The sequence below is a fragment of the Mesonia aestuariivivens genome (assembly GCF_019311235.1).
Taxonomy (GTDB): Bacteria; Bacteroidota; Bacteroidia; order Flavobacteriales; family Flavobacteriaceae; genus Mesonia; species Mesonia aestuariivivens.
Genome location: NZ_JAHWDF010000009.1, coordinates 86936 through 105976 on the forward strand (window position 1 = coordinate 86936; position 19041 = coordinate 105976).

The window sequence follows — 19041 nt, forward strand, 5'->3', positions numbered from 1 at the left end:
ATAAATTATAAAAAAATCCCTAGCTTAAAAACTAGGGATTTTTTTATAATTGATTGTCTGTTCGAGCGGAGTCGAGAACTCAATTTAGATTAAAAAATTAAAACTAAAGACCTTTCAAATCAAATCCGCTCAAGAAACCAATTCATTTTATCTAAAACGTTCGAACATCGCTTTATCTAAACTTTCTTGATGATCTGGATGCGCTATAGATATTAAGGCTTTTGCACGTTGCTTTAAACTTTTTCCGTATAAATTTACCACTCCATTTTCTGTAGCAATATAATGAACGTGAGCTCTTGTTGTAGTGACTCCTGCGCCCTCTTTTAAGTAAGGAACTATTTTTGTAATTCCTTTAGCGGTAGCAGATGGCATGGCAATAATCGCTTTTCCTCCTTCAGAAAGGGATGCTCCACGAATAAAGTCCATTTGGCCGCCAACGCCAGAATATTGCATTTTACCAATGGTATCTGCACAAACTTGACCGGTTAAATCTATTTCTATGGCACTATTAATGGCGGTCACTTTTGGGTTTCGACGAATAATAGAAGTATCGTTGGTATAAGCTGCTTCTTTAAAATGCACTAACGGATTGTCATCTAAAAACTGATATAATTTAGGAGAGCCTATAGCAAAACAGGTAACTAGTTTTCCATTTTTCACCACTTTATTTTCACCGGTAATAATGCCTTTTTCTATAAGCGGTAAAACTCCGTCTGAAAACATTTCAGTATGGATTCCTAAATTTTTATGGTTGTATAAATTATTCAACACTACATTAGGGATTCCGCCAATTCCCATCTGCAAAGTAGCGCCATCTTCAACTAATTGAGCTACATGGTAACCAATTTGTTTTTCAACTTCAGAAGGTTCTACAGTAAATACTTCATGAATAGGCTCATTTACTTCTACGGCAGCATCAATTTTACTCATATGTATAATGCCATCACCATGTGTTCTTGGCACTTGCGGATTTACCTGTGCAATTACTTGTTTAGCACATTGTATAGCAGTTAGCGTTACATCTATAGAAGTCCCTAAGGAACAGTAACCGTGCTTATCTGGTGGTGATACTTGAATAAAAGCGACATCTAATGGTAAAATTCCGCGTTTAAACAACAGGTGCATTTCGCTTAAGAAAATAGGAATATAATCACCGTGTTCAGAATTTACCGTGCGTCTTACGTTACCACCTACAAAACAACTATTTACGTGAAAACTTTTGTTGTAAGGATCTTGAGCATACAAAGCATCACCTTCCGTATGCATCTGCACCAGTTCTATATCTTTAATTTCTTGATAACGTTCGCATAGCGCTTTAATAATTACCTTAGGGGTCATTGCGGCTCCCTGAAAAAATACACGATTTCCCGATTGCACATTTGCTACAGCATCTTCTGCCGAAATAAATGGTATCATAACTCTTCTTTTTTAATTTCTACGACAAAATTAGTACACTAGTAGCATTTAAAATATGATATTTAGCATACTTCAACAAAAAGAAGTTTTTGATGAAAAAATATTGGGCGCAACCCAAGGCTCGGACTATTTGTTATCTCTTTTTTGCTTTGCTTCGACAAGCTCAACATGACAATAAAAAAGGATAAATATATTCTGAGCGAAAGTTGAAGGGCTACTATCCTTTACGCGGAACGTGACAATCTATTTGTGAAGAAATTTTTTCTGTGGTATGAATTGCTTTAGGAGAAACATACGGAATTCCTAATCCTAAACCGCGAAGTATAAATAATAATCCCACGATCACTACAAATACAGGAATGGCTTTTTGTATTTTTTGCCGAAAAGAAACGCTTAGAAAATTACCGGCTAACACCACAGTCGTCATTAACGGGATTGTACCTAAACCAAATAAAAGCATGTACACTAAACTCATAGGTACACTTTCATAAGCAAATGAACCAAAAATAGCCATATAAAGCAGCCCACAAGGTAAGAAACCATTTAAAAAACCAATGGTTAAAAATGTATCGGGAGTCTTCTTTTGAAGTTCTTTTCCTAAGGCTGATTTCACTTTAGAAATGAGTTGAAATACAGGTCTTGAGAAATTATATTTATTGAATTTTTGATGCGGAATTATTACGACTAAAATCATAAGCACACCAATTGCTATCGATATGTTCTGCTGAATCCCAAATAAAAATAAGCCCTTACCTAAAAGTCCAAATAGCAACCCTATAAAGCTATACGTGAACAACCTACCCACATGGTAAAGGCTTAATTGTAGTAGTGTTTTAAATTTATTTTTTCTATCCAGCGGAAGCATAAAAGCGATGGGGCCACACATGCCTACGCAGTGAAAACTTCCTAACAATCCTAATATGAAAGCTGAATAAAGCATGATTCTTTTTATTGTCGCTCTGAAATTGCCTGTTGGCAGACAGGTTTATTTTCAGGATTTTATTACTTATTTTTTGAAAATTGTCAAGTCAAGCGGAGTCGAGAACTTTTTATTTTTGTAATTTCAAAAAACCTCTCGACTCCGCTAGAGGTGACCAATTCATTAATTTTCAATTTTTCCTTGTAAATTATAAAGAGATACCATCACCTTGAAATCGATTCAGGACTTCATTTCGCAAGATTTTATTTTTCTATTTGTTATGTGGTTCCAAATCAAGTCTGGAATGACGAAAGCATCAATGAGAACAAAAAAACATTATCGCTAAGGTCTAATTTGTAAATCTTCAGTATACAAATAGCTTTCACCACCTGATGTCCAGTTCACCGACAAGATATATTTTCCTTCCACTAAAGTTTTTGCAGCTACAAACATTTGCTGATTTTCTAAAGTAATAGGTATTTCTACATCTAATTTTTTACTTGAAGGTCTGTAAAAATTAACTGTGCCTTCAATATTTTTCTTTTCTGCTGGAAAAACAATTTTTATTCCTTGTTCATCTACGTTAACATGAATATTATTAACCAAATTAGCTGAATTTTGTTTAGCATTTATTTCATCTTGAAAAGCTAATTCTTGTTTGTAATATTCTTCAGTCACCAAATCATGATCAAATTTTTTATCGGTACTCATGCGTACGATAAAAAACATGATAAAACTTATAAAACATACAATGGCAATTAAAATGCCGGTTCCCCAATTTATTTTTTTCATCGCTATTTATTTTTTAATTTTCTAAAACACACTTCGACTAGAGCTCAAAGTAACATGTATAGTTCAACTTTAAAACCGTCGATTCTCGTCCCAATTTTTCTTAGTTATCATAGCGCCAAATCACTCGAACTGACAAGTTTCCTATCACCTAAAACTACGTGGGCCTAAAAATGAAGCTTTTGTTTTTTCGATTAATTCATCTCCACTATAAACTCCAATTTCCACGCGCTCTTTATCACTTTCTAATGCGGACTGATTAATATCTATAAATAATGTTCCTTTAGACAAACCTTGTTCTGGCACTTCAAAATTAGCATGTGTCACCAATTCTATTTTTCCTTGATGAGATAATAATTTAAAATGAACATCTTCAATACTTTTTACTGTTTTATTGACCAGCTTAAAGGTGTACACGTTTCTAATCACATTATTATCCTTTTTTTCATACAACTGGCCTGGCAAACGTAATAAAGAAGCTTCTACATCATTTCTTAAAAATAGCATTCCAGTTAAAACACCGATAAGAATAATTAAAACGGCGGTATAAGCTTTTAGACGAGGACTAAAAGTAACTTTCTTTTTTTCTGCAATATTCTCTTCACTAGCATACCGAATTAAGCCTTTAGGTAAATCTACCTTTTCCATTATAGCATCACAGGCATCAATACAGGCGGTACAATTAACACATTCTAATTGGGTACCGTTTCTAATATCTATTCCGGTAGGACAAACATGTACACATTGAGAACAATCTATACAATCACCTTTACCTGTAGCTTCACGGTCTTCGTTTTTTCTAAATTTAGCTCTTCCTTTTTCTTTCTCTCCGCGTTTATAATCATACGCAACCACAATAGATTTTTGATCTAATAAAACGCCTTGCAATCTACCATAAGGACAGGCAATAATACACACTTGCTCTCTAAACCATGCGAAAATAAAATAGAAGACCCCAGTAAATATAAGAAGAGAGATGAGTGTGCTTTTGTGAGTACCGGGGCCTTCTGTTACATATCTTAAAAGTTGATCACTCCCAATTAAATAAGCTAAAAATACATTGGCGATAAGAAAACTAATGATAAAATAGATACTCCATTTTAAAGCTCTTTTTCTAATCTTTTCTGCATTCCAATCTTGTTTAGCTAAACGAATTTGCTTTCCACGATCGCCATCTATCCAATATTCAATCTTTCTAAATACCATTTCTAAAAAAATGGTCTGCGGACAAATCCATCCACAAAATATTCGACCAAAAGCTACGGTAAACAAGATAATAAAGACAATACCGGTGAGCATCGATATGACAAACAAGTAAAAATCTTGGGGCCAAAAAGGAAATCCAAAAATATTAAAGCGACGTTCCATCACATTAAATAACAAAAACTGGTTTCCATTCACCTTTATAAAAGGAGCTGAAATTAAAAACAGCAGAAGAATGTAACTTACCCAGGTTCTATATTTATAAAATTTCCCACTAGGCTTTTTAGGAAAAACCCAAGATCGTTTTCCTTCTTTGTCGATTGTACCTATAGAATCTCTGAATCTTTCGTTATCTGAAGTTTCCAATGTGTTGAGTTTTGGGATTAATGAATTCGAATTAGAAATTGAAGCATAAAACCCCGGAACGAGTCCGGGATAATTTATCTAAATTTCATCGGTTACTTTTATGGTATCTAATGAAGTGGTGTTTTCTGCTCTTTCTAAATGATCTGCTTTAGGAGCATCACCTTCTTCAACCCAAAGATCTCCTTGAGGTTCTTTTGGTTCTGCGGGCGTGGTTCCTTGTAATGAAATTACATAACTGGCTACTTGTGCTCTTTCTACAGGTTTTAGCGTTCCTTCCCAAGCTACCATTCCTTTACTAGAACGGCCTCCTTTGGTTACGGTTTTAAATACATTTTTAATTCCTCCTCCTAAAATCCAATATTTATCGGTTAGGTTAGGGCCAATACCACCACCACCATCAGGTTTGTGGCAAGCAGCACAATTGGTTTGAAAAATATTTTTCCCTGCGGCTAAATCTGAAGCTTCTGTTAACAATTCAACCGTATTAACATCTACTAAGTTTTTAGCGGTTTTTTTGTATTCTGCAATAGCTATTTTTGCTTCGACCACTTCAGCTTCATATTCTTCAATTTGATTATAGTCTTGAAAAATATGAAATCTTACTAAATACACTCCTGCAAAAAGTATGGTAGCATAGAAAAGATAGATCCACCAAGGTGGTAAATTATTATCTAACTCTTTTATACCATCATAATCATGATCTAAAACAATTTCATCTTCTTGATCTAAGGGTTTACGACCTACTAACTTATGATAAGTTTTCTTAAACCATACAAAACGTTGGGCTCTACTTTCTTTTTCTGCAGCTAAGTAGCGTTCTTTTGCTTCGGCATCTAAAGATTTAAAAAGCACATTCTGTAGGGCAGCTATACAAAACTCTACAGCGATGGCAAACAAACCTGCAATTCCTAAAACCAACCAAGCCAACGGATAAGTGGTAAACACAGAGCCTGTTTTTACTTCTACCGTGTATTCTATTAATAAGTAGCCAATTAGTAAAAATAAAACTACTCTAAGGTATGATGCAAAACTTCTCATAAGGCAGAATCTTTATCGGTTTCTAACGGAAGGCTACTTACTTCGTTGATGTAATCTTTTTTAGCAGTGAATACCCACCAAAATAGAGCTACAAAAAATAGAAAAAATATGAGTAAGGAAATTATAGGATAAATCTCTATCCCAGCTATAGTTTCCATATGTCCTTTTATAAACTTCAACATGGTTTTTGGTTTTAGTTTGAACTTGTTTCTTGGTTAGCGTCTTTAATTTTTATATCGGTTCCTAATCGTTGAAGGTATGCGATAAGAGCTACAACTTCACGATTTTTCATATCTACAAACTCGATCCCGTTTTCTTTTGCAAACTTTTTATCTGCTTCATAGCTGTCTGCAAAATCTGGATCTGAGTAAAGGTTTTGCTCAATTTGTGCTGCCTGCTCGTCCATCCATTTTTGTGCATTTGCTATTTCTTCATCGGTATAAGGCACTCCTAAAGAAACCATCGCACGCATTTTAGCTTCTGTTTGGCTACGATCGTGCTCGTCTTTGGTTAGCCATTTGTAACTAGGCATAATTGAACCTGAAGAAGTGGTTTGCGGATCGTAAAGGTGATTAAAGTGCCAGTTGTCTGAATATTTACCACCTACTCTAAATAAGTCTGGTCCTGTTCGTTTACTTCCCCATAAAAATGGGTGATCATATACATATTCTCCAGCTTTAGAATATTCTCCATAACGTTCTACTTCACTTCGGAAAGGTCTAATCATTTGAGAGTGACAAGAAACACAACCTTCACGAATGTATATATCTCTACCTTCTAGTTCTAATGGTGTATAAGGCTTGACACTTGAAATCGTTGGAATGTTAGAATCGATCATCAAAGTAGGTACAATTTGAACAGCACCCCCTATTAAAATTGCAATTGTCGCATAAATAGTTAAACGTACTGGTCTTCTTTCTAACCAAGTATGGTAACCTTCACCTGAAACTCGTTTTTGAGTTACTTTTGTTAATGGAGCTGCTTCTGCTAACTCATCAGTTACTTCATTTCCTGCTTTAATGGTTCTTACAATATTATAAAGCATAACGAAAGCTCCTAAAATGTATAAACTACCACCGATAGCTCTCATCCAATACATGGGTATAATTTCTTGTAAGGTTTCTAAGAAATTACCATAAGTTAAACTTCCATCGGGATTAAATTGTTTCCACATTGAAGCTTGCGTAAAACCAGCTACATACATAGGCAACGCATACATAATGATTCCTAAAGTACCTACCCAAAAATGTACATTAGCTAATTTGGTAGACCATAAAGTAGATTTCACTAATCGAGGCACTAACCAATATACCATTCCGAAGGTTAAAAAGCCATTCCAAGCTAAAGCGCCCACGTGAACATGTGCAATAATCCAATCACTATAATGAGCGATGGCATTAATGTTTTTTAAAGCGAGCATAGGACCTTCAAACGTAGCCATCCCATAACCGGTGATTGCAACCACCATAAATTTAAGAACAGGATCTGTTCTTACTTTATCCCAAGCTCCTCTTAAAGTTAACAAACCATTAATCATCCCTCCCCAAGACGGTGCAAGCAACATAATAGAAAAAGCAACTCCTAGGTTTTGTGCCCAATCTGGTAAAGCTGTGTATAATAAATGGTGAGGACCAGCCCAGATATAAATGAATATTAAAGACCAAAAGTGAACAATTGATAATCGGTAAGAATATACCGGACGATTAGCCGCTTTAGGCACAAAGTAATACATTAAACCTAAAAATGGAGTCGTTAAGAAAAAGGCTACCGCATTATGCCCATACCACCATTGTACCAGTGCATCTTGTACACCTGCATAGACAGAGTAACTTTTTAATGCACTTACCGGCAACTCTATATTATTAAAAATATGAAGTACCGCTACCGTTACAAACGTAGCTAAATAAAACCAAATTGCTACATACAAATGACGCTGTCTTCTTTTGAAGATAGTCCATATCATATTTACCCCAAAGGCTACCCAAACCAAAGCAATAGCAATATCAATAGGCCACTCTAATTCGGCATATTCTTTAGAAGAAGTATAACCTAACGGAAGGGTAATTGCTGCAGCGACTATAATTAACTGCCAGCCCCAAAAATTAAAGTTACTTAATGCATCACTAGCCATTCTAGCCTTTAATAAACGCTGTAAAGAATAATAAACCCCAGCAAAAATTGCATTCCCTACAAAAGCAAAAATTACGGCGTTGGTATGCAATGGACGTAATCGTCCAAAACTCAGCCAGGAGATTCCATCGGTAACGTTAGGGAATAAAAACATAAACGCTAAAAGAAGTCCTACAGACATCCCTACGATTCCCCAGAAAATCGTAGCGTACAAGAATTTTTTTACGATCTTATTGTCGTAATAAAACTGATCCATTTCCATTTTTATGATTGTTTATCTTTAGTTAATATTTGTTTTTGATTTTTCTCTTTTTTCAGATCTTCATCTTTCACTAACTCATCTTCAAAAAGCATTCGCACCGATGGCGTATATACATCGTCATACTGCCCACTCTTTACTGAAAAAATGAAAATAACGAAGAATAATACCGCAACGGTGACGCTAATGGCTAATAAAACATACATGACACTCATACTAAAACTCTTCTTATTAGAGTTCAAAAATAAATGTGAAGACTTTCTTAAAAAATGACATTTGTCAGGGTTTGAAAAATAGGCTTCTAAAATTAGGTTTAGGTTTTAGGGAATTTTTAATGCGGTGAGTAGTTAGTGAAGTAGTGAGTGAGTGAGTGAGTTCTAAGATAAAAGATAAAAAACAATTTCAATTTCATAATTCAAACAAATCGAAACCATGTTGTACGTGCTTGCTCCAAGTATAATTTTTCTCTAATTGATAATGGATGGTTTTTCTTATACCTACGGAAGAATAGCATATAAAATCAAATGATTTGGGTTTTACTAAATAACCACCCCAATGTTTTGGCATAGGAATGGGTTTATTTTTAAATTTCTTTTCAAAATATAACAACCTGTCTTCTAAAGCTATTCGTGAGTTTAATTGACTTCCTTGTGCTGATGCCCAAGCTCCTAATTGGCTTCCTGCAGGTCGTTGTAAAAAATAAGCTTCTGATACTGATCGTGGTAATTTTTCTGCCTTTCCTTGAATATGAATTTCGCAATCTATTTCTTGCCAGTTAAAATGCAAACTTACATTAGGGTTTCGTGCAATAGCCCTTCCTTTTTCACTCGTGTAATTGGTGAAAAATAAAAAACCTTCCCAAGTAAAGCGTTTTAACAATACCATTCTACTCTTAGGAGATGCGTCTTCCCCTATAGTCGTTAATAACATGGCATTCACCTCTCCTATTTCATCAGACTGTTCTGCTTGGTAAAACCAATGTTGGAATTCTTGTATAGGGTTGTGATCTAGATCCATACCTTCACTTTATTTCTTAAAAACACTTTATTTTAAGAAATTATTTATAAATTATTCTTGCATTTCAACTTCCAAATATCCAACCTCAATGCTAAAAATTAATTACAATTTCTTAAACAATTTTCTACCTTTTAGATTGGTAAGTACCGTTACAAATACCAATACCGTAATAGAACTTAAGGGCATTAAGATAGCTGCAATAATAGGCGACAACTGTCCGGTTACTGCAAAATACAATCCAATAACATTATAAATAAAAGATAGTACAATGCTCGATTTAATAATACCTACAGTTTGTTTAGCGGCTTGAATAAATGCACCAATCTGCTGAAACTGCCCAGCTTCTAAAATAGCATCACAAGCCGGTGAAAACACATTTACATTTTCGGCGATAGAAATTCCTACCTCACTCTGCGCTAAAGCTCCGGCATCATTTAAGCCATCGCCGACCATCATTACTTTTCGACCTTCTTTTTGGAGTGTATGTATATAATTGAGTTTATCTTCTGGTTTTTGATGAAACAGCATATCTGTTCCTAAAGGTAATAATTGCTGCAAGTATTTTTTTTCTCCTTGATTATCTCCAGAAAGAATCATTAAATGAAATCCTTTTTTTAATTGCTGAAAAAGTTCTTTTACTCCTTTTCTATATTGATTATGAAACACATATTTACCTTTATAATGATTACCTGTCTTTACATGAACAGCGGTAGCTAAAGTCTCGGTTTCAGTTTCATTGCCTACAAATTTAGCAGAACCTACGGCGATAGATTTATTGGCTTTTATAGCGTGCATTCCTTTTCCTGTAATTTCTTGAAAATCGTCTAAGGTTTGTATATCTTGTTCTGCTAGAAAATCATACAATGCTCTGCTTAACGGATGGTTGGAAGAACGCAATGTGTTTTTTAGTAATGAAGCTTCTTCATTAGAAAGTGGCATTCCTTCGTAAGCGATACTTGCTTTTTTATTCGTGGTAATGGTTCCTGTTTTATCAAAAATAAGCGTATCAATTCTTGCTATTTTTTCAATTACGTTTGCGTTTTTTAAGTAGAATTTTTGTTTACCAAAAATACGCAGCATATTCCCCAAGGCAAAAGGGGTGGCTAATGCCAAAGCACAAGGGCATGCAATAATAAGTACAGAAGTAAGTACATTTATCGCTAAACTACTATCGACCATTAACCAATAAGATGTCGCAACTACCGCAATGCTCAACACTGCCCAAGTAAAATGTTTACTTATGGTGTTAATTAAACCCACAAAACCCTGTTCTCGATCTTTTGAAAACACCGCATTGCTCCATAATTGTGTTAAATAACTCTGTTCTACAGATTTAATGGCCTCCACTTCAATAGCACCTGCCAACTGTTTTCCTCCGGCAAAAAGTTGATCTCCAGAATTTTTAGCTACTGTTTCACTCTCTCCAGTTACAAAACTGTAATCTATTTGTCCATTTCCTGAAATTAAAATACTATCTACTGGGAGTAACTCTGCATTTCTTATGAGTAATCGATCTCCTTTTTTAATCTTATATACTTGAATATTTTCTTCTTCAACTCCACCTTCAATTTTAGAAATTTTAGTCACCGCAATTGGGAAATACGATTTATAATCGCGCTCAAAAGAAAGAAATGAATAGGTTTTTTGCTGAAAAAATTTACCTAACAATAAAAAGAAAACCAAACCAGTAAGGCTATCAAAAAAACCAGAACCCGTATTGGTCAGCACTTCATAAGTACTTCTTAAAAAAAGAACCGAAATCCCTAAAGCAATAGGTACATCTATATTTAAAATCTTAGAACGTACACCTTTATAGGCCGAAATAAAATACTCTTGTGCAGCATAAAATACTACGGGTAATGAAAAAGCAAAGGTAAGTCCGCGAAACAAATACTTGTATTTTTCTAACCAAAAATCAGAAACTTCAAAATATTCAGGAAAAGAAAGAAACATCACATTTCCAAAAGCAAAACCAGCTACTCCCAATTTATAAATTAAACTACGGTCTACTTTTTTCTTTCCCTTTGAATAATCGTTTAAACTAATGTAAGGCTCATAGCCTATAGCACTAAGAAGCTTAACCACTTCTTTTAGTGAAACTGTATCAGTTTTAAAAGTTATACGTACGGTTTTCTTTGGAAAATTAACCTGTGACGTTTTTATGGCTGATTGTAACTGATTTAAATTTTCTAAAATCCAAATGCACGAACTACAATGCATATGTGGGATGTACAGGTTAACTACCTGAATATTTCCAGCGTTAAACTCTATTAATTTTTTAATAATATCAGGATGATCGAGATAATCGTATTTTCCTTCAATTTCCTGCGGAATAGCTCCAGGAGACGATTGCAAATCGTAATAGCTGGATAAATTATTAGTTGAAAAAATCTCATAAACCGTTTGGCAACCATGACAGCAAAAGTTTTTCTCGTCAAACAAAATAGGCGATTTCACACAATCATTTCCACAATGATAACAAGGTTGTTGCATCTTCTTTTCTAAAATATTTACAACTACAAAGTTGCACAAGAAGCCTTGGTTTAAAAATGATAATTGTCAGGATCTCTAAAATTTAATTTTAAAATTTTTATACTACCTTTCGGTATCTAAATTAAATTTCAATGAAAAGACTTGTTATTATAGTTTACCTGCTAAGTACGATTAGCTTCGCTGTTTGTGCACAAGCAGAACAAAACGTATTCAATATTTTGCACAAAGGCAAAGACATTGGTACCTTATATGCTAAAAAAGAGAACGTAGGAGGCAAAACCATTTATAGCAACCGTACTGAAATTGATACGCGTATGATTACTAAAATTGAAGTAGACTACAATTACAAAGTAGTATATGAAAATGAACTCTTATCGCATGCACACGTATTGATACTATTTAACGGAAAAGAGAAAACTAATACCTACACAGACCATAACAAAACCGGATATATTTTTTACGAAGACGATAAAGAAGAAAACCGTATTCATGAAAATATTAGGTACTCTACGGTAAATTTAATGTTTGAAGAACCAGACGGCATCGAAAAAGTTTATGCTGAAGAACATGGTATTTTTCATCAGATTAAAAAAATAGGAGTTCATCAATATGAAAAGACCAATCATAAAGGAAAATCTAGCATCTATACCTATAAAGACGGACATTTAACCGAAGCCGAAATTGATGCTGGACTTATAAGTTTTAGAATAATAATGAAATAAAAAAAACACCACAATTGCTTGTGGCGTCTTTAAAAATTTGGGGAAAATTTTTATTTGGTACGAATTGATTTGTAAAAACTTCTTTCTGAAGATACTACTGCTAGCATATAATTTCCTGCAGGAACCTTAGAAAAATCAAATGTTTTTTTAATCACTAAATCATTATTTTTTAGAGAAGTAACAATATTCCCTTTTTCATCATACACATATAAATGCATAATCTCTTCATTAGGGTTAGTAAACGCTACTTTTAATTGGTTGTTTTCTTCTTTAAAAGTTGGCTTGAAGATAATTTTTGAAGCTTCATTTACAGTTATTGTTTGTTTTCTTTTTACAATCTCTCTTGCATAAATACTATTTTCATCTTCTAAATGAAGAAAATATTTACCATCTGGTACCATCTCTAAGCTTAATTGCTTTTGAAAATCACTCGTTAAATTCATTTCTTTAAACAATACTTTTCCTTCTGCATCTAATAAAGTTAACATATCTCCTGCCTGGGCATCATTCAACTCTACCATTAAAATTTGATTCTTAGCGACCGCTACCTCAAAATTCTTTGCTGCATTTGCATTGTAACTTACAATAAGCAATAATGTAAATACGATTGTTTTAATTGTTTTCTGCATCATCTTTAGTTTTAATGGTTACTAAAAAATTTCTTTTATAATTACATGACAAATGTACGAGCATAAGTAAGTTTATTTTAGCACGCATTAAACTTAAATATGTGCTATATTAACCCTTAACCTTTGCTTAATGTTAATTTAATGATCAATTACATACATAATAATGTTGATGCAATATTTTTAGTATATTCATAAATTAAAGTTTAATTTTTTTTCAGAATCATAATATGCCTACAAAAAAAAATTCTAAACCTATTTTTGAGAAAGTTGAACCCTTATTTGGGAACTCTTTTTCTTACAAACATTTTAATCAAGATAACCTCAATAAGAGTGAAAAGTTTTGGCATTACCATCCAGAATTAGAATTGGTATACGTGAATAGAGGATCGGGAAAACGCCAAATAGGAAGCCACGTATCTCATTATAGGAATGGAGATTTAATTTTAATTGGTGCCAATTTACCGCATTGTGGTTTTACCGATCAAATGAGAGAAGAACAACAAGAAACAATTATTCAGTTTCTTCCTGATTTTTTAGGGCAATACTTTTTTGATATTCCAGAAATGTCGCCTATTAAAAATTTATTTGAACGTGCAGCCAAAGGCATTGTTTTTCATGGTCAATATAAACGTACCATTGGAGCTAAAATTCAGGGCTTGCGTTATGAAGACAGTTATCATAAACTCTTGGGGTTATTAGAAATTCTCAAACTTTTAGAAGAAGCTAAAAACTACACGGTTTTAAATGCCGAAGGTTTTATGCTCGAAACCAAATTAGAAGACAACAATCGTATCAATACCGTTTTTAATTTTGTGAAAGAGGAGTTTCAACGTCCCATTTCATTAGAAGAAATTGCAGAATTGGTCAATATGACGGTTCCTGCATTTTGTAGGTATTTTAAAAAAATTACCGGTAAAACTTTTGTTCAATTTGTAAATGAATACAGACTTACGCATGCAGCGAAACTACTTCATGAAAAACAAATTAGCATTACCGACGTATGTTTTCAAAGCGGATTTAATAATTTTAGTTATTTCAACAAAAAGTTTAAAAGCTTAACCGGAAGATCGCCGTCTACGTATAGAAATGAGTTAAATTTTACGCTGAGTTAATCAATTGTAATCAAATGATTATTCGCTATAAAACCAAGCTATCCTAAAGATGAGTGCATATGCTCTGTAATAACTAATGCGCTGTCGTAGCACTTTTTTGTTTACTACGGGTTGACTAAAGAAACATTTTTACAATTTATTGATAATCAAAAAAAAAACTATTTTAAATCATCTGAAAAATGTCCTGTATGCTTACCCTTTAAAAATTTCTGCTGATTAAAATCGGTAGATTTTCCTTTAGGTATGCTTAAACTTTTCCATTCTTCTCCTTTTATCATTCTACCTATATATACAATTTGCCCTAAGTGGTAAGCATAATGTGCTAACTGTCTATTGATTGCATCGAGTACGGAGTGTTCTTGATTTCGAATGTAAATTTTGGTATCAAAATTCTCTTCTGTGATGGTATTTAAAGCGCTAAAAAGGCACGTCCAACCTTTTTCCCATTTCTCAAGCAATTCTTTTTTAGTCGTGATCACTTCTTCAAACTCTGAGTCTCTATTTCTCCACCATTTCTCTCCATCTGTAGTTAAAAAATCGGTCCACCTAGATTGCATATTTCCCCATAGGTGATTTACGATAATTCCAATAGAATTTGAGGCTTCATTATATTGCCAAAAAAGTTCTTTTTCTGAAAGCTGATCAAAAGTTTTCTCGCCCACAGATTTATAGTATTCAAATTGCTTAAAGACACTTTCTAAATATTCGGTTTTCATTTTATTTTGGTTTTAAAAGAATAACGTCACAGCATCTCAATTTTGTTCTAATTGATTATTCTCTAAAATAATAAAATTGAATAAGAACCTTGGGGTTTGAAGAATTATTAATTTTGAATTTGATGAAACCTAATGATAAGTTGTTTTATTTCGGCATTGCTCACCAACTGTTTATTGGCTTTAATTTATTGCCTGCTTTATCAAACTCATTATATACTCCAAATCTTTAGTATGTTTAATCATGGTTTCATAATCACCATTACCCCAATGACCAGTATTAGATACATCCCGCATTATTTTTTTGGGGTCCTCAAGTTTCCCTATTGGCAGATTAATAAAAAGCTTTAGCCCTTTTTTAAGAATAACAATATCTGATATGTTTTTGTCTTTTTTAAAGGCTATATAAAGTTTTTTAGGTTCTATCTCAATGTCATCTGCTAGGTTTAAAATAGCTTCCTTAAATGCTTCATACAATTCAATGACCTCGTCACAGGTATTGCTTAAATGATCTTCTTCAGTATACACTTTTATTTCTTTGGTTACTGATTCTAGTTTTGAGTTAGAAGCTGTAATTGGTTTGATACTTTCGGCAGCTTTGCTTTTCTTGATTTCGTTTACGCTTATTAAATCATTCTCGTAACGTTTAACCTCCCATAACTCAATAGCGATGTCTTTAAAATTGGTTGCTGTTTTTTGGTTTTCTGTAAAGCTTGTAGAAACAAAAACTACCCTAGTCTGACTCCAATCTACTTCAGAACGTTTTAAATGAGTTTTTAGAGTTTCATTATACTCTATAATAAAATCTGCTTTATTTTCGAGCATTAGGCTTAAATAGGTAAAGCCCTGGTCTACGACACTTATATTTTTGCTTCTTTTGTATTCTATAATAATAAATGCCTTTGATTGTGTATCGTAGGCTAAGGTGTCTATACGCTTGTTTTTTATGGAGAATTCAGATTTTACCAACTGTAAATTCATCAACTCACTTAAATTAGTTTCAAAAACCTGCTGAATTTCCTTTTCTAACTTGAAAGGTTTTTCTTTTAGACTACTTATACTGTTTGAATGTAATTTATATAAATTCATTAGATACTTTTTCTATTGACTAATCTCCCTATTAGAGTTGACCACCTACTCCTTTAAACTTTTCGACAAAGCCTGCTATTTTTTGAAACACGCTTTGTTTTTTGGTGAGGTATTGCGGGTTTAACGGACTCATTTTTGGTAAAATCGAATTTAACTCTGTGCCGTTTTCACTAGCATATTCACGTTTTAGAGAAGATAACATATAGCGTTTGGCTGCTGCTTCATTTAAGTTATCGTCTTTAATTAATTCTTCGGCTTCTTTCTTTTGCTTCTTTTGAGCAAATGCAAAAAAAGCTTCTATAATACCAGATTTGTCTTCTATCGCATCTAAGTCTGTTGAATTGATAAAATCTACCACTAAGCTTTCTTTGGCTCTATTGCCAATACTCGCACGAATTACGCGTCTTATTTCTTCTACTAAATCGGCTTTACTTTTTGTTTTCTTATTGTTTTCAAAAATCAACTCAATAATATAGTCTAAGTTGATTTCTTGTGATTTCAATAAATCAATTTCAAAAACTACATCGTCCCAATCAATACTAGATTCTTCTGCTTCTTTGCCTTGTTTATCTCTTCTTAGCCAATCACGAATATCATTATAGGTAGAGCGATAATCTTGTACGGTTCGTTCTTCCAGTACATCAAGGCCTTGCATATTTTCTAGATCTGCATCGGTTAAGAAGTTGTTTTCTTTAAATTCTTCTACAGCCTCTTTATCATCTTTGTCTATTTTTTGAAGTGCTTTCAGGTACGTAAATTCATCGTAGTTCTGCAAGATGTTTTCTACACGTAAGTATTCCCCAAAGAGTTTAGAAAATTCTTTTTTATCTTTTTCGGTTTCTATCTGGTCTGTATTTGGGAACTTCTCGTTTAACTCGTTTACGATTTCTATATAACCACGACGTGCTTTCCCTGTAGCGATATCTGCAAAACCTTCTAAATATTCTTTATAGCTTTTTTCTAAAACAACATTCTTGGTTTTGCTATCTCCAAATAGCGTAATCGCATCTACCGTAGCTTTTTCTAAATCTCTAAACGTGACAATATTTCCAAAGGTTTTGGTGGCATCGTAAATACGATTGGTACGCGAAAAGGCTTGCATTAAACCGTGGTAACGTAAGTTTTTATCTACAAACAAAGTATTTAAAGTAGGTGCATCAAAACCGGTTAAGAACATCCCTACCACAATTAAAAAGTCGATATCCTGATTTTTAACTCGCTTGGCTAAATCGCGATAATAGTTTTGAAATTCTTTACTATCTACTCCAAAACTGGTTTTAAATAGTTGGTTGTAGTCGTTAATCGCTTTGGTTAAAAATTCTTTAGCACTCATATCCATTGCTGAAACTTCAAAACTTTCGTCTTGAATTTCGCCTATGGCATTTTGCTCTTCATTAGCTGCAAAAGAAAAGATAGTGGCAATTTTTAAAGGTTTGTCGCTATCTTTTTGCAACGCATTAAGCATCTCGTAATAAGATTTTGCTGCATCTATACTACTTACCGCGAACATGGCGTTAAACCCGCTATTGCCGCCTTTTGTTCTATGCGTTTTTCGCCTAAAATTATTTAATATGTATTGTGATATTTCTTTTATACGTGTAGGGTGTAATAAAGCCTTTTTGTTTTCAGCTGCACTTAGTTTTTCTAAATCCTGTTCGGTTTCTATTCCTTTAAATTGAGGACGAACATCATTATAATCTACCTTAAACTTTAATACTTTTTCATCCCGAATAGCATCGGTAATCACATAAGAATGTAACTCTGTGCCAAATACGCCTGCGGTTGTATCTGCGCCCAACGCATTTTCAGGAAATATTGGCGTACCAGTAAAGCCAAATTGATAGTATTTTTTAAACTTCTTTTGAAGATTTTTTTGAGCTTCCCCAAATTGTGAGCGATGCGCTTCATCAAAAATGAACACGACTTGCTTTTGGTAAAGCTCTAAGTCTTTTTCACTTTTAATGAGGTTGTTTAATTTCTGAATGGTCGTGACAATAATCTTATTATCGTCTTTTTCGATATTTCTTTTTAAACCAGCTGTGCTATCAGAACCGTTTACACTATCTGGAGAGAATCGCTGATACTCCTTCATGGTCTGAAAGTCTAAATCTTTACGGTCTACTACAAAAAATACTTTATCTATAAAGTCTAATTCTGTGGCTAGGCGGGCTGCCTTAAAACTGGTTAAGGTTTTTCCCGATCCTGTGGTGTGCCATATAAAACCGCCACTTTCTGTAGTTGCCCATTTTTTAGCTTCGTAACTACTTTTTATTTTCCATAAAATACGCTCGGTGGCTGCGATTTGATAAGGACGCATGATCAGCAAGATATTACTAACATCGAATACAGAATAATTCAGCAGAATATTAAGTAATACATTTCTTTGAAAAAAGGTAGCGGTAAAATCTTTTAAATCGAAAATCCGTTGGTTATCTGCCAATGCCCAATTCATCGTAAAATCAAAACTATTTTTATTTCGTTCTACGGTATTGGCAAAATAACGCGTATCTGAACCGTTAGTAATGACAAAAAGCTGTAAATATTTGAATAACGAATTTGTGGTATTAAAACTCTCTTTGGTATACCGATGTACTTGGTTAAAAGCTTCACGAATGGCAATGCCTCTTTTTTTAAGCTCTATTTGCACCAAGGGCAAACCATTCACTAAAATAGTAACATCATAACGATTGGCGTGTGTGCCTTTTTGCTCGAATTGCGAAATAACTTGCAATTTATTTCGTGTTATATTTTGCTTATCGACCAGGTAGATGTTTTGGATATGCCCATCATCAAACACGAAATCGTAGATATAATCGTCGTGTATTTTTCTGGTTTTATCGACAAGGTTATCGCTAGGTTTATCTAAATACTCAACTACAAAACGCTGCCACTCTTTATCGGTAAATTGCATATCATTTAGGTTTTGCAATTGTACCCGTACATTGGCTAACATGGTTTGTTGATTAAGCTGCGGAAGTAACTCGTAACCTTGGTTGTTTAGATCTTGAATAAGTTCTTTTTCTAAAGCCGCTTCGGTTTGATAGCTTACCGGGGCTTCGTTAACTTCTGAAAACTTTTGGTATCTATCTAAAATAATAAAGTTTTTAGATTCTGCGATGGGTTTATACATAATAATGGTTAATTAT

General features: G+C 33.7%; 16 protein-coding genes. 2 read left to right on the forward strand and 14 right to left on the reverse strand.

Annotation, left to right across the window (positions count from 1 at the left end):
- Nucleotides 1-147 precede the first annotated feature (147 nt).
- From KW502_RS09690 to KW502_RS09735, 10 genes are all read right to left on the reverse strand, one after another.
- A complete protein-coding gene (locus tag KW502_RS09690) occupies nt 148-1416 on the reverse strand; it encodes an acetyl-CoA hydrolase/transferase family protein (RefSeq protein WP_219040357.1) in 1269 nt (422 codons plus the stop codon).
- A gap of 217 nt (nt 1417-1633) precedes the next feature.
- The gene (locus tag KW502_RS09695; RefSeq protein WP_219040358.1) at nt 1634-2356 is read right to left on the reverse strand and encodes a sulfite exporter TauE/SafE family protein; all 723 of its coding nucleotides are present in this window, start codon (nt 2354-2356) and stop codon (nt 1634-1636) included.
- A 321-nt stretch (nt 2357-2677) separates the two neighbouring features.
- Nucleotides 2678-3127, reverse strand: a complete 450-nt coding sequence (locus KW502_RS09700) for a FixH family protein (RefSeq protein ID WP_219040359.1) — start codon at nt 3125-3127, stop codon at nt 2678-2680.
- A gap of 144 nt (nt 3128-3271) precedes the next feature.
- The gene (gene ccoG, locus KW502_RS09705; protein WP_219040360.1) at nt 3272-4693 is read right to left on the reverse strand and encodes a cytochrome c oxidase accessory protein CcoG; all 1422 of its coding nucleotides are present in this window, start codon (nt 4691-4693) and stop codon (nt 3272-3274) included.
- 78 nt (nt 4694-4771) lie between these two features.
- Complete coding sequence (locus KW502_RS09710) at nt 4772-5731, reverse strand: cbb3-type cytochrome c oxidase N-terminal domain-containing protein (protein WP_219040361.1); 960 nt, start codon at nt 5729-5731, stop codon at nt 4772-4774.
- A complete protein-coding gene (locus tag KW502_RS09715; protein ID WP_219040362.1) occupies nt 5728-5913 on the reverse strand; it encodes a CcoQ/FixQ family Cbb3-type cytochrome c oxidase assembly chaperone in 186 nt (61 codons plus the stop codon). Before KW502_RS09715 ends, KW502_RS09710 begins: the two co-directional genes overlap by 4 nt.
- Nucleotides 5914-5924: 11 nt before the next feature.
- Nucleotides 5925-8123 (reverse strand): cytochrome-c oxidase, cbb3-type subunit I, encoded by a 2199-nt coding sequence (gene ccoN, locus KW502_RS09720; RefSeq protein ID WP_219040363.1) that lies wholly within the window; start codon nt 8121-8123, stop codon nt 5925-5927.
- 2 nt (nt 8124-8125) lie between these two features.
- Nucleotides 8126-8335: a cbb3-type cytochrome oxidase assembly protein CcoS gene (ccoS, locus tag KW502_RS09725; protein WP_219040364.1), complete on the reverse strand. Its 210-nt coding sequence runs from the start codon at nt 8333-8335 to the stop codon at nt 8126-8128.
- 193 nt (nt 8336-8528) lie between these two features.
- Entirely contained in the window at nt 8529-9137 is a 609-nt protein-coding gene (gene pdxH / locus KW502_RS09730) for a pyridoxamine 5'-phosphate oxidase (protein WP_219040365.1), read from the reverse strand.
- Nucleotides 9138-9239: 102 nt separating this feature from the next.
- Nucleotides 9240-11630: a heavy metal translocating P-type ATPase gene (locus tag KW502_RS09735; RefSeq protein WP_219040366.1), complete on the reverse strand. Its 2391-nt coding sequence runs from the start codon at nt 11628-11630 to the stop codon at nt 9240-9242.
- Nucleotides 11631-11761: 131 nt separating this feature from the next.
- Here KW502_RS09735 and KW502_RS09740 point away from each other — a divergent pair, with 131 nt between their 5' ends.
- Nucleotides 11762-12352, forward strand: coding sequence for a DUF6134 family protein (locus tag KW502_RS09740; protein ID WP_219040367.1), 591 nt, complete (start codon nt 11762-11764; stop codon nt 12350-12352).
- Nucleotides 12353-12402: 50 nt separating this feature from the next.
- On the opposite strand, the gene KW502_RS09745 is transcribed toward KW502_RS09740, so the two are convergent.
- Nucleotides 12403-12981, reverse strand: a complete 579-nt coding sequence (locus KW502_RS09745; RefSeq protein WP_219040368.1) for a T9SS type A sorting domain-containing protein — start codon at nt 12979-12981, stop codon at nt 12403-12405.
- Between the two features lie 227 nt (nt 12982-13208).
- Between KW502_RS09745 and KW502_RS09750 the strand changes: the two genes are divergently transcribed.
- Nucleotides 13209-14093: an AraC family transcriptional regulator gene (locus KW502_RS09750; protein WP_219040369.1), complete on the forward strand. Its 885-nt coding sequence runs from the start codon at nt 13209-13211 to the stop codon at nt 14091-14093.
- A 158-nt stretch (nt 14094-14251) separates the two neighbouring features.
- Here the strand turns inward: KW502_RS09750 and KW502_RS09755 are convergent, their stop codons facing one another.
- The 3 genes from KW502_RS09755 to KW502_RS09765 all read right to left on the reverse strand — a co-directional run bounded on the left by KW502_RS09755 (nt 14252) and on the right by KW502_RS09765 (nt 19025).
- On the reverse strand, nt 14252-14809 hold the full coding sequence (locus tag KW502_RS09755) for a DUF1572 family protein (protein ID WP_219040370.1): 558 nt from the start codon (nt 14807-14809) through the stop codon (nt 14252-14254).
- 180 nt (nt 14810-14989) lie between these two features.
- A complete protein-coding gene (locus KW502_RS09760) occupies nt 14990-15895 on the reverse strand; it encodes a DUF5655 domain-containing protein (protein ID WP_219040371.1) in 906 nt (301 codons plus the stop codon).
- 31 nt (nt 15896-15926) lie between these two features.
- On the reverse strand, nt 15927-19025 hold the full coding sequence (locus KW502_RS09765) for a type I restriction endonuclease subunit R (RefSeq protein ID WP_219040372.1): 3099 nt from the start codon (nt 19023-19025) through the stop codon (nt 15927-15929).
- Nucleotides 19026-19041: the final 16 nt, after the last annotated feature.